Below are 12,507 nucleotides of genomic sequence, written 5' to 3' on the forward strand. Positions count from 1 at the left end.
CCCTTCCGGGGGCTGCCCATGAGACGCACAACTCAAGAGGTATATCCATGGTCAGCAGGGTTCAGGATCGCAGTACGGTGGTTACCGGGGCAGGGAAGGGGATCGGTCGCACCATTGCGCGGGTCTTTGCCGCCGAGGGGGCGCGTGTACTGGTCTCGGACCTGGATCTGGCCGCTGCCCGGGCCACGGTGGCCCTGATCGAGGAAGACGGCGGTCAGGCCGTGGCCTGTCAAGCGGATGTGAGCAAGCGCGCCGACGCCGAGGCCATGATCGGGGAGGCCATGTCCCATTTCGGCAGCGTGGACATCCTGGTGGCCAACGCGGGGATCTTCCCGTCCGCCACCATCGAGAACATGAGCGAGGCCGAGTGGGACCGGGTCATGTCCGTGAATCTCAAAGGCGTGTTCTTCTGTGTCAAATCCGTCGCCTGGGCCATGCGGCGCCAGCAGAGTGGCCGCATCCTGCTCACCTCGTCCATCACCGGGCCGATGACGGGCTTCCCCGGCTGGGCGCACTACGGTGCCAGCAAGGCGGGGATGCTGGGCTTCATGCGCTCGGCAGCCCTGGAATATGCCCGTGACAACGTCACCATCAATGCGGTGCTGCCCGGCAACATCCGCACCGAGGGTCTCAAGGATGTGGGGCCGGAATACCTGCGCCGGATGGAGGCCTCCATCCCCATGGGGTATCTGGGGGAGCCGGAAGACGTGGCCTGGGCCATGCTGTTCCTGGCCTCGGAGGAGGCGCGCTACATCACCGGTCAGACCCTGGTGGTGGACGGCGGCCAGACCCTGCCGGAATCGGCGCTGGCACTGGACTGACCCAGGCCCGTATGGGGTTGCCGGTCATGGGTGGGTGGCGTCGTGGGCGAAAAATCCCGGTTCGGCAGGGAGCCGGGGGAGGGCGTTCCGGTCAGGTCTGTCGCCTGCCGGGCCCGATGGACGTGTTGATGTGGCGACTCATGGGCGTCATGTCCGCCATCGCCCTGCTCGGTGCCCTCGTCATCCTGTACTTCCTTCTGACGGGTTGAGTCTGCCCGCGTGGGCAAGCCTGGGCTGGGATTTCCGGCGAAAAGGGGGTACAATCCGGCGCTTGAAACGAAAACGGCCCGCAGTGAGCGGGCCGTTCATCGAAATCAAGTTGGTGCCGAGGAGAGGACTTGAACCTCCACGGGGTCTCCCCCACTAATACCTGAAACTAGCGCGTCTACCAATTCCGCCACCTCGGCAATCTCAGTGAGAAGCGTGTTGCTCTTGCGTCTCAGCTGAAGACGCCATATTAGTACCCGCCGGAGGTGTTGTCAACACCTCCGCCAAAAAAAATTTATCGGCCTGTACATGACAAAAAAGAAAAAGAGTTTGCCCCAGGATCCCCACTTCGATCGCGAAGCCCGCAAATACGAACGCCCCATCCCCAGTCGAGAACTCATCCTGCAGGTGGTGGACCAGTCGGATGGCCCCATCGGTTTTGATCCCCTGGCCCGTCGCCTCGGTCTGGAAGAAGAGGTGGATCTGGAGGCCCTGCGTCGTCGCCTGCGGGCCATGGAACGGGACGGTCAGCTGGTCTGCAACCGTGCTGGCGGCTGGCTGCCGGTCAACCAGTCCGATCTGGTGCGCGGCCGGGTCATCGGCCACCCGGATGGTTTCGGCTTTCTGGTCCCCGACGAACCGGGCGAGGATCTGTTCCTGTCTCCCCGCCAGATGCGTGCCCTCATGCACGGCGACCGGGCGGTGGCCAGGGTTATCGGCATCGATCGCCGCGGGCGCCGGGAAGGGGCCATCATCGAGGTGCTGGAACGCAATACCGAGACGGTGGTGGGTCGCCTGGCCATGGAAGGCGGGATCGGTTTCGTGGCCCCCGACAACAAGCGCATGCCCCTGGACATCCTGATCCCGCCGGAATCCATGGGTGAGGCCAGGCCCGGCCAGATCGTCACGGTTCGTATCAAGGAACAGCCGACCAAGCGCACCCGCCCCATCGGCGAGGTCGTCGAGGTGTTGGGAGAGCACATGGCCCCCGGCATGGAGATCGACATTGCCGTGCGCGCTCACGGTTTGCCGTTCGAATGGCCCGAGGCGGTGCTGGAAGCCATCAAGGGCTTTTCCGACAAGGTGCCCAAAAAGGCCCTGGAAGGACGCCTGGACTTGCGGGACATGCCCCTGGTGACCATCGACGGTGAGGATTCCCGGGACTTTGACGATGCCGTGTACTGTGAGTCCCTGGGGCGCCGGGGCTACAAGCTCTGGGTGGCCATTGCCGATGTAGCCCATTACGTGCGACCGGGCGATCCCCTTGACCTGGAGGCCCGCAATCGGGGCACGTCCGTTTATTTCCCCGAACGGGTCATTCCCATGCTGCCGGAGGTGCTGTCCAACGGCCTTTGCTCCCTGAACCCGGAAGTGGACCGCCTCTGCCTGGCCTGCGAGATGACCGTCAATTCCCGCAGCCGCATCAAGGATGCCAGGTTCCACCAGGCGGTGATGCGTTCCCATGCCCGTCTCACCTATACCGAGGTGGCCGAGATCCTGGTGGAGCGCAAGGCCGACACCATCCGTCGCCGCGAATCCCTGGTGCCTCACCTGGAAAATCTCTACGGTCTCTACAAGCTGTTGCGCAAGGCCCGGGATACCCGGGGCACGGTGGATTTCGAGACCACAGAGACCCGTATCATCTTTGGCGCGGATCGCAAGATCGAGCGCATCGTGGCCTATGAGCGCAATGATGCACACAAGATCATCGAAGAGTGCATGATCGCCGCCAACGTGGCCACGGCCGGTTTCCTCAAGCGCAAGCGCATGCCCACCCTGTACCGGGTGCATGAAGGGCCCAAGCCCTCCAAGCTGGAGGACCTGCGTCGTTTCCTGGGCGAGCTTGGCCTGTATCTGCGCGGGGGCGACGAGCCCACGCCGGCGGATTTTTCGGCCCTGCTGGAGCAGGTGAAGGATCGGCCCGATGCCCGACTGGTGCAGACCGCGTTGCTGCGGTCCCTGTCCCAGGCAGTCTATGCCCCGGACAATCTGGGACATTTCGGCCTGGCTCACGAGGAATACCTGCACTTCACCTCGCCCATTCGCCGTTATCCGGACCTGCTGGTGCACCGGGCGATTCACCATGTGCTGGACGGCGGCAAGCCCAAGGATTTCAGCTACGCCCATATCGACATGGTGTCCCTGGGGGAAAGTTGTTCCATGCGGGAACGCCGGGCGGACGAGGCCTCCTGGGACGTGACGGCCTGGCTCAAGTGCGAGTACATGCTGGACAAGGTGGGCGAGGTGTTCGACGGGGTGGTCACCAGCGTGACCTCCTTCGGTCTGTTCATTGAACTCAAGGACATCTACGTGGAAGGCCTGGTGCATGTCACCAGCCTGTCCAATGACTATTACCACTTCGATCCGGCGGGCCATCGCCTGAGCGGTGAACGCAGCGGCCGGGTCTATCGCCTGGGTGATCCGGTGCGGGTGAAGGTGGCCCGGGTGGACCTGGATGAACGCAAGATCGACTTCGTGCCGGATGAGCCCGGTCCGGGGGAGCGGCGTGGCCGGGGCGAAGAGGGTGAAGGCCGCAAGTCGGGTCGCAGCCGTCGGCGCAAGGGTCGTCGGCAGGAATCGGAGACTGCGGTCGCGCCTGTCGCCACGGAGGCGACGGTTCCACCCAATGGGATGGATGAGTCCGGTGAGGCGGCGCCGTCGTCGGGACGCCGTCGTCGCCGGTCGAGCCGGAAGCCCGTGGAGAATGCAGCGGACAAGCCGTCGTTGCAGCCGGTGCCGGAGGAGGTGCCTGCCGCCACCGACAAGCAAGCCGGCAAGAAGGCCCGCGGAAAGACCGCAAAGACCGCCGGACCGGCACCGGGCACCGCCGGGAAGTCCGAGCCGGCAGAGAAATCCAGGTCTTCGTCCTCCCGTCGCCGTCGGCGCAAGCGTTCGGAGTAAGACATGTCAGCCAATGAGAGTGTATTTGGTCTGCATGCGGTGGACGCCCTGCTGCGTCGCAGTCCCTCCCGGGTGCGCGAACTGCGCATCCAGGAAGGGCGGGTGGACGGGCGCGTGCAGGCGCTGTTGGAACTGGCTGCCCAGGCCGGGGTGAGTGTCCGCCGGGTGGCCCGCCGGGAGTTGGAAGCCGTGGCCGGTGAAGCCCGTCACCAGGGGGTCATCGCCACGGTGGAACCGGTGGCGGCCCTGGGCGAGCGGGATCTGCCCGATCTGCTCATGGGGCTGGAGGGGAGCGCCACGGTGCCGCTGTTGCTGGTGCTGGACGGGGTGACCGATCCCCATAATCTGGGAGCCTGTCTGCGCACCGCGGACGGGGCGGGCGTCACGGCCGTAATCGCGCCCCGGGACCGGGCCGCCGGCCTGACCCCGGTGGCGCGCAAGGTGGCTTCGGGTGCCGCCGAAAGCGTACCCTTCATCCAGGTCACCAACCTGGCGCGCACCCTGGATCTGCTCAAGGAGTTCAACATCTGGATCGTGGGAACCAGCGGCGAGGCCACCGGGGATCTGTATGACGCCGATCTTGCCGGCCCCACCGCCCTGGTTCTGGGGGCGGAAGGCAAGGGCATGCGGCGGCTGACCATGGAGCGGTGTGACGCCCTGGTGAAGCTGCCCATGCTGGGACAGGTGGAGAGCCTGAACGTATCGGTGGCGGCCGGAGTCTGTCTGTATGAGGCGGTGAGGCAGCGCCGGATTGCTTCCACCGCCCCGAACGGCTAAGATTCCGCTCTTTTCCGGGGCGTTCCCGGAGATCCACCTTGCCTCACCGCTGGTCGGGAGGCTGTCACCCGCAAGGAAATCTGAAGATGCGTCATTACGAAATCGTATTCATGGTCCATCCGGACCAGAGTGAACAGGTCCCCGCCATGATGGAGCGCTACCGCGGCATCATCGAAGGGGCCGAGGGCGAGATCCATCGCCTGGAAGACTGGGGCCGCCGTCAGCTGGCCTACCCGATCCAGAAGCTGCACAAGGCCCACTACGTGCTGATGAACGTGGAGTGCCCGGAAAGCGCCCTGGAAGAACTGGTCAGTGCCTTCCGCTTCAACGACGCCGTGATCCGTCACCTGGTGATGCGCATGGAGCGTGCCTTCACCGAGGTCTCCCCCCTGGCCAAGAACCGGGACGATGATGACTCCAGCTCATCCTCTTCCTTCTCCGACGACAGCGATGACGACGATTCCGATGACGATGATCGTCCGTCCGCTGCTTCGAACTGAGCCACTGTTCACCTGAATCATCCCGAGGATAGACCATGTCCCGTTTCTTCCGTCGTCGCAAGTATTGCCGTTTCAGTGCCGAAGGGGTCGAGTTCATCGACTACAAGGATCTGAACACCCTGAAGAACTACGTCACCGAGACCGGCAAGATCGTGCCCAGCCGCATCACCGGCACCAGTGCCCGTTATCAGCGTCAGCTGGCCACCGCCATCAAGCGCGCCCGCTTCCTGGCCCTGCTGCCGTACTCCGACAACCACTGAGGACGTCAGACATCCGCGCCCCGGGGCGCGGGTGCGAGAGACCATGAGGCAACTGGCATCATTCATCATGCAAAGCCGGCTGCGGGCCGTAACCGCAACCGTCGGCTTTGGCGTGATCGGCCTGCTGATCCCGCCCCTGGCGCTGGTCAGCAGTGCCGCCGTGGCCCTGGTGACCCTGCGCGTGGGGCCGCAACAGGCCTTGGCGGTAGTGGCTCTGGCCGCGGTGGTGGTGGGTCTGATCGGTTGGATTGCCGGCCTGTCGCCGGTGGTGGGTCTGGTGACCGCCCTGGTGCAATGGGTACCGGCCCTGGCCCTGGCCACCGTGCTGCGAAGCACCGTGTCATGGGCCGCCACACTGGTCACCGGCATTGTCATCGGCTGTGGTGTGGTGCTGATGTTGCACCTGTCCGTGCCCGACATCACGCAGATGTGGTACTCGGTGCTGCAGCAGACCGTCGGTCCCTTGTTCGATCAGTCCGGCATGACGACCTTGGAGCGGGAAGAGGCCTTCAGGCAGGCCGCGGCGGTGATGACGGGCATGCTGGCCGCCGTCTCCCTGCTGGCGCTGTCGCTCTCCCTGGTGCTGGCCCGCTACTGGCAGTCGGTGCTCTACAACCCTGGCGGTTTTGCCCAGGAGTTTCATCAGCTGAGCATGGGCCGGGTTCCGGCCATCCTGCTGCTGGTGCTGCTGGTGCTGGGGCTGTTTGCCGGCATGACTCTGATGTTCGAGTTGTCCCTGGTGTTTCTGGCCGCCTTTTTCCTGCACGGGCTGGCGGTGATTCACGGGATCAATCGCAAGCTGAACCTGAGCCGCCTCTGGTTGGTGATGACCTATGTGGTGATGGCCTTTGCCTTGCCGCAGATGATGGTCGTCCTGGCCACGTTGGGGATGGTGGACAGCTTCTTGGATCTTCGTGGACGGATCGCGCATGCGGGTAATGACGCCCCCTGATGCCTGCGCATCCTGTGCCTCCCGGCAGATAACGTATTTGATCTTTGACTGAGGTATAGACCGATGGAAGTGATTCTTCTCGAAAAGGTGGAAAACCTGGGAAGCCTGGGCGACAAGGTGCGCGTGCGCCCCGGTTACGCCCGTAACTACCTGCTGCCCAAGGGCAAGGCCAAGTTCGCCACCGAGGCGAACATCGCCGAGTTCGAGGCCCGCCGCGCGGAACTGGAAAAGGCCGCCGCTCAGGCCCTGGCCGCTGCTCAGGCCCGTCAGGCCAAGCTGGAAGCCATGACCCTGACCATCAACGCCCGTGCTGGCAGCGAAGGCAAGCTGTTCGGTTCCGTCGGCACCAACGACATTGCGGATGCCGCCAAGGCCGCCGGCGTGGAGCTGGAAAAGCGCGAAGTGCGCCTGCCCGAAGGCCCGTTGCGTCATGCCGGTGAGTTCGAAGTGGCCGTGCACCTGCACACCGATGTCAACGCCACCGTGAAGGTGGTTGTGGTGGGCGTGGAAGAGTAATGCCGCCCCGCCCGCGGGGCTTCATGCCCCGCGGGACCCATGCCGGAACCGGTCCGGGTCCGGGGTGATCAAGACAGCTCCCCATGTCTGTCGTCACGTCCAGTGGTGTCCTGACCATGCCCGAAAAGCCCCGCGCCGCCGCGTCCCGCAATGGGACCGAAGCCCTCAAGATTCCCCCTCATTCGATCGAAGCCGAGCAGGCCGTGCTCGGTGGCCTGATGCTGGAAAACGATGCCTGGGACACGGTCTCCGACCATGTGGCCGAGGTGGATTTCTATCGTCATGATCATCGTCTGATTTTCCGTACCATCGCCGAGCTGGCGAACCGGCAGGCCCCCTTCGACGTGGTGACCATCTCCGAGCGCCTGGAGGCACACGGCGAGCTGGAGGAGGCCGGTGGCCTGGCCTATCTGGGCCTGCTGGCCAAAGACACCCCCAGTGCCGCCAATATCCGGGCCTACGCGGACATCGTGCGCGAGCGTTCGGTACTGCGTCAGCTCATCAGTGTGGGCACGGAGATCGCCGACAGCGGTTTCAATGCCCAGGGGCGGGAGAGCCGGGAACTGCTGGACGAGGCGGAGCGGCGGGTATTCGAGATTGCCGAGCAGGGCGCGCGCAATCGTCAGGGTTTTCGCGGCATGCGTACCCTGCTCAAGTCTACCGTGGAGCACATCGAACTGCTTTTCGAGCGGGACAATCCCATCACCGGCCTGTCCACGGGCTATGACGATTTCGACGAGATGACCTCCGGTCTGCAGGCTGGGGATCTGGTGATCGTGGCGGGACGCCCGTCAATGGGCAAGTGCATCATGGCAGGGTCCAGGCTGGTCGATCCGCAGACCGGTGCCCTGGTCACCATCGACGAGCGGGTGGCTCGCCGTCAGGCGGAATTGCTGACCCTGGGGGAAGATTTTCGCCTGCGCAAGGGGCAGGCCACGGCTTTCGTGGATGACGGCATCAAGCCTGTCTACCGGGTCCGGACCGCCAGTGGGCGCGAGATTTCCACAACCCTGACCCATCCCTTCCTCACCGGATCGGGTTGGCGGCCGTTGGGGGAGATTCAAGTGGGGGAGAAGGTCGCGGTGCCCCGCTGTATTCCAGTGTTCGGGAAGACATGGATGCCGAGTCATGAAGTGAAGACACTGGCGTATTTTATCGGTGATGGGGGTACCACCCAGACATGCCCGATTTTTACCAACACGAGCCCTCGCCTGCGTGAAGATTTTACTGATGCAGTGAGTGGTTTTGCCGGTATGACTTGCAAACTCATCGCCGATATGACCCGTGCTCCCTCCATGCGTGTCAGTCGTGATCGGGATTATCTGATTCAGGCTCGGGCACGTTTTGCTTCTGCCCTGAGACGTGTGCAGTCCGATTTTGAAATCACCGGGGATTACCTGGCCCGAGTTTTGGGGGTTAGCAAGGCCACGGTCAGTTATTGGCGATCCGGGCAGTCCATGCCCGTGGGTACCCACTTCGAACGCTTGTGTGATGTGTTGTCCTTGTCACCCGCGGATCTTGGTGTGGATGCTCATGAACATGTCTCGAAAAACAGCCCTAATCCGGTGCGCCGCTTTCTTGAAAGACATGGTGTATGGGGGTGCTCGGCGCTGGAAAAGGATATCCCTAGCGTCATTTATACCCTGGAACGAGATTCCTTGGCCCTGTTCATCAATCGTCTGTTTGCCTGCGATGGCAGCGCCTTTGTTCAGGCCAATGGGCAGGGGCGTATCAGCTATGCTTCTTCCAGTCCTCTTCTGGTCCGGGGGCTACAGCACTTGCTGCTTCGGTTCGGTATTCTGAGCAAGGTGCGGATCAAGAAAAACGCCTATCCGAGGTTACGGTGTTCACCCATGGAACTGGAGATCCTGGATCAGGAAAGCCTGCGTCGTTTCATTCGTGAGATCGGCATCTTCGGCAAGGAAGTTGCCTTGGCGAAGTTGGATGCGCTGTTGGCGAACAAGCGTCCGCACACCAATCTGGATACATTGCCTCTGAGTGTGAATACCTATGTGCTGGCTAGAAAGGGTGAAAAGAGCTGGCGTGAATGGCATCAGCAGGCAGGGCTGGAATGCCCGCCCGGTTTCAACCCTCACCTGGCGGGCAGGGGGAGCAGAGGAATTTCCCGTGTCCGCGCCGGGCGGTTGGCGAGGATTCTTGATGATGGCTATTTGGCCAGTTTGTCAACTTCAGATATTTACTGGGATGAAGTCGTCTCCATCGACTATCAGGGTGAACATCAGGTCTATGACCTGACGGTAGAGGGTACGCACAACTTCATTGCCGAGGATTTTTGTGTCCATAACACCACCTTCGCGATGAATATCGCCGAATATGCGGCGCTGAAGCAGAAGTCGCCGGTGGCGGTGTTCAGTATGGAAATGCCCGGCGAGCAACTGTCCATGCGTCTGCTCTCCTCGCTGGGAAGAATCAATCAGCAGCGTCTGCGTACCGGGCGTCTGGAAGATGATGACTGGCCGCGTTTTTCCAGTGCCGTGTCCATGCTGTCCGAGGCACAGCTGTATATCGACGACAGTCCGGCGCTGTCTCCTTCCGACCTGCGTTCCCGCTGCCGCCGGCTGATGCGAGAGCACAAGCAGCTCAGCCTCATTGTGGTGGACTACCTGCAGCTGATGCAGGTACCCGGCAGTTCGGAGAACCGAACCAACGAGATTTCCGAGATCTCCCGCGGCCTCAAGGCCCTGGCCAAGGAAATGGGGGTCCCCGTGATCGCCCTTTCCCAGCTCAATCGAGGTCTGGAGCAGCGTCCCAACAAACGCCCGGTGATGTCGGATCTGCGTGAATCCGGCGCCATCGAACAGGATGCGGACCTCATCGTCTTCATCTACCGGGATGAGGTCTACCACGATGACAGTCCGGACAAGGGCACGGCGGAGATCATCATCGCCAAGCAGCGTAATGGCCCCATCGGCACCGTGCGACTGACCTTCCTGGGGCAGTACACCCGCTTCGAAAATTATGTGCCCGAAATCTACTCCAATGAGGGTTTCTAGTGAGAAGAACCGCCTCGGCGCGCCTGTGTCTTGGCCACCTGTCGGCCAATCTGGCCCGGGTCCGGGAAGCGGCTCCCGATAGCCGCGTCATGGCCGTGATCAAGGCCGAGGCCTATGGCCACGGCATGCTCAGGGTGGCCGAATCTCTGGCCCCCCGGGTGGATGCCCTGGCGGTCTCCTGCCTTGACGAGGCCGCCGCCCTGCGCGAGGCCGGTCACCATCAACCCATTCTCGCCCTGCAGGGCTTCAAGGACGAACGGGATCTGCGCGCCGCCTCCCAACTCGACGTGGCCGTGACCGTGCACGAGGACAGTCAGCTGCGCCTGCTGGCGGCCACCCGCCTGCATCGTCCGGTACGGGTCTGGCTGAAACTGGATACCGGCATGGGACGCCTGGGGTTCGCCCCGTCGCGGGCCGCCGAGCTGGTGGCCGCGCTGACTTCGGACCCCAATGTGACGGCGGTGCCCGGGCTGATGACCCACCTGGCCTGTGCCGACGCGCCGGAGCGCCCGGAAAACGCCGCCCAGCTGGCCCGATTCGAGGCCGCCACCCGGCATCTGCCCGGCGAGCGCAGCCTGGCCAACTCCGCCGCCATCCTGGCCTTGCCCGATGCCCATGCCGACTGGGTTCGTCCCGGCATCATGCTCTACGGGGGCTCGCCGCTGGCGGACCAATCCGCCGCCGGCCTGGGTCTGCGTCCGGTGATGACCTTGAGTACCCGGCTGATTGCCATTCATGCCCTGGCCCCGGGAGAGGCCGTGGGTTACGGCGCCACCTGGCGCAGCGAGCGGCCCACCCGAGTGGGGGTGGCGGCCATCGGTTATGCCGACGGCTATCCCCGTCACGCCCCCAACGGCACGCCGGTACTGGTGCGCGGACAGCGGGTACCCCTCATCGGTCGTGTTTCCATGGACATGATCACCCTGGATCTGACCGATCTGGAGACGGTCCAGGTGGGGGACGTGGTCACGCTATGGGGCGAGGGGCTGCCGGTGGATGAAGTGGCGGCGGCGGCACGGACCATCAGCTATGATCTGCTCTGTCGCGTGCATGATCGGGTACAGGTGGTGACCGGGTAGGGGGATACCGTATCTGTCGTATCCGCCCGGTGAGGATCAGCAGCGGAAGTCTTGGGAGTCAATGGAAGAGACGATGGAACAGGCGGCTTCACACAACGACAGTACCTATATCGCCCGGCAGCCCATCTATAACCGTCAACTGGGCGTGTATGCCTACGAGTTGTTGTTCCGCTCCGCCTCCAGCCTGCGGTCGGCCACCGGCAGTGATGCGGCGACGTCCCATGTCATTCTGAGCGTCTTTGGCGAGATTGGCCTCGATACCCTCGTCGGTTCCCGCTTGGCCGCCATCAACATGACGCCGCGCCTGTTGCGGGAACTGGAATCCCTGAACGTGCCCGCCGGGCGTCTGATCGTGGATCTTCCCCCTGATCTGCCGGGGGATGAGGCAACCCTGGAAACCCTCAAAAGACTGGCCGGCAGGGGCTACATCCTGGCTCTGGACGATTATGCGCCCGGCGGGCTCCATGACCGCCTCCTGTCCATGGTGCATCAAGTGAAGGTGGATACGGCCCGGCTCAAGCCGGACGACCTGAGGTCCGTTCACAGGCGGCTGGCCCGCCATGACGTGAGTATCGTCGCTGAAAAGGTGGAATCGCTGGAAGACTACGAATTTCTTCGTGATCTGGGGTTCCACTATTTCCAGGGCTATTTTCTCAGTCGTCCGCGGCTGTTCAGGGCGGTCGGGCTGGAGGCAGGCAAGCTGACGGTACTGCGCCTGCTGGCCGGCCTGCAGGACCCGACCCTGGATGTCCATCAGCTGCAGCATCTCATTGCCCAGGATGCCGGACTGGCGGTCAAGCTGCTGCGGTTGATCAACTCACCGTTCTTCGGCCTGAGCCGGGAAGTGGACTCTCTGGCCCGGGCCATCCTGATTCTGGGACGTCGCAAACTGGCCACCTGGGCCTGCATGCTGGTGATCCGTGGCCTGGAGGATCGGCCTGCGGGACTGGTACAACTGGCTCTGGAGCGGGCCGCCCTGTGCGAGCGCCTGGCCGGGCGCGCCGGTAGGGGGCCGGTGGAAAATTATTTCACCTGTGGACTGTTCTCTGCCCTGGACCTGATCATGGAGCGACCGCTGGAGCAGATCATTCCGCCGCTGCCCCTGGGGGATGCGGTCAAGGCGGCGCTGCTTCGGGGGGAGGGCGAGATGGCCGAGGTGCTGGCCTGTGCCGGGGCCTGCGAGCGGGGCGATATCGAGGCGGCGGGTTTTGCCGGACTGTCCGCCCGGGACATCAGTGAAGTGACGCTGGAAGCAGGCCGATGGGCGGATGAGGTGCTGTCCGTCTCCCTGACGGGAAAGCCCAGGCATTGACACTTCGCAACCGTTTTTTCAGAATCGAAATGATCCCTTGCCCCGGGGCCGGCACCTGCCGAGTCCCGATGTTTTCGGGCAAGCGGACAGCGCCGATTTGATTCCAGCTTGCGGGCGCTCAAGAAATACGGCTAAAGCGGGTGACGACCTGCTTTGGCGGGTCTTTTT

At 63.4% G+C, this 12,507-nt stretch carries 10 protein-coding genes and 1 tRNA gene; 10 read left to right on the forward strand and 1 reads right to left on the reverse strand.

Going from position 1 to position 12,507, the window contains the following annotated elements:
* The first annotated feature begins 47 nt into the window (after positions 1–47).
* Positions 48–821, forward strand: a complete 774-nt coding sequence (gene fabG / locus ACLF6L_RS04130) for a 3-oxoacyl-ACP reductase FabG (protein WP_200177211.1) — start codon at positions 48–50, stop codon at positions 819–821.
* A 320-nt stretch (positions 822–1,141) separates the two neighbouring features.
* Here fabG and ACLF6L_RS04135 read toward each other — a convergent pair.
* Positions 1,142–1,228, reverse strand: a tRNA-Leu gene (locus ACLF6L_RS04135).
* Between the two features lie 109 nt (positions 1,229–1,337).
* Between ACLF6L_RS04135 and rnr the strand changes: the two genes are divergently transcribed.
* The 9 genes from rnr (at position 1,338) to ACLF6L_RS04180 (ending at position 12,339) form a co-directional block, all read left to right on the forward strand.
* Entirely contained in the window at positions 1,338–3,929 is a 2,592-nt protein-coding gene (rnr, locus tag ACLF6L_RS04140; protein ID WP_412852427.1) for a ribonuclease R, read from the forward strand.
* 3 nt (positions 3,930–3,932) lie between these two features.
* Positions 3,933–4,706, forward strand: coding sequence for a 23S rRNA (guanosine(2251)-2'-O)-methyltransferase RlmB (rlmB, locus tag ACLF6L_RS04145; RefSeq protein ID WP_412852428.1), 774 nt, complete (start codon positions 3,933–3,935; stop codon positions 4,704–4,706).
* An 86-nt stretch (positions 4,707–4,792) separates the two neighbouring features.
* A complete protein-coding gene (rpsF, locus tag ACLF6L_RS04150; protein WP_200176182.1) occupies positions 4,793–5,206 on the forward strand; it encodes a 30S ribosomal protein S6 in 414 nt (137 codons plus the stop codon).
* Positions 5,207–5,241: 35 nt separating this feature from the next.
* Positions 5,242–5,466, forward strand: a complete 225-nt coding sequence (rpsR, locus tag ACLF6L_RS04155) for a 30S ribosomal protein S18 (protein ID WP_090208543.1) — start codon at positions 5,242–5,244, stop codon at positions 5,464–5,466.
* A 43-nt stretch (positions 5,467–5,509) separates the two neighbouring features.
* Positions 5,510–6,418 carry a DUF2232 domain-containing protein gene (locus ACLF6L_RS04160; RefSeq protein ID WP_412852429.1) on the forward strand — a complete coding sequence of 303 codons (909 nt, stop codon included), beginning with the start codon at positions 5,510–5,512 and terminating at the stop codon, positions 6,416–6,418.
* A gap of 63 nt (positions 6,419–6,481) precedes the next feature.
* On the forward strand, positions 6,482–6,934 hold the full coding sequence (gene rplI / locus ACLF6L_RS04165) for a 50S ribosomal protein L9 (RefSeq protein ID WP_008930697.1): 453 nt from the start codon (positions 6,482–6,484) through the stop codon (positions 6,932–6,934).
* A gap of 218 nt (positions 6,935–7,152) precedes the next feature.
* Positions 7,153–9,948: a replicative DNA helicase gene (gene dnaB / locus ACLF6L_RS04170; protein ID WP_412852746.1), complete on the forward strand. Its 2,796-nt coding sequence runs from the start codon at positions 7,153–7,155 to the stop codon at positions 9,946–9,948.
* An 89-nt stretch (positions 9,949–10,037) separates the two neighbouring features.
* Positions 10,038–11,027 carry an alanine racemase gene (gene alr / locus ACLF6L_RS04175; RefSeq protein WP_238617708.1) on the forward strand — a complete coding sequence of 330 codons (990 nt, stop codon included), beginning with the start codon at positions 10,038–10,040 and terminating at the stop codon, positions 11,025–11,027.
* Between the two features lie 61 nt (positions 11,028–11,088).
* Positions 11,089–12,339, forward strand: a complete 1,251-nt coding sequence (locus tag ACLF6L_RS04180) for an EAL and HDOD domain-containing protein (protein ID WP_412852430.1) — start codon at positions 11,089–11,091, stop codon at positions 12,337–12,339.
* Positions 12,340–12,507: the final 168 nt, after the last annotated feature.

Source organism: Ectothiorhodospira shaposhnikovii, assembly GCF_047222355.1.
Taxonomy (GTDB): domain Bacteria; phylum Pseudomonadota; class Gammaproteobacteria; order Ectothiorhodospirales; family Ectothiorhodospiraceae; genus Ectothiorhodospira.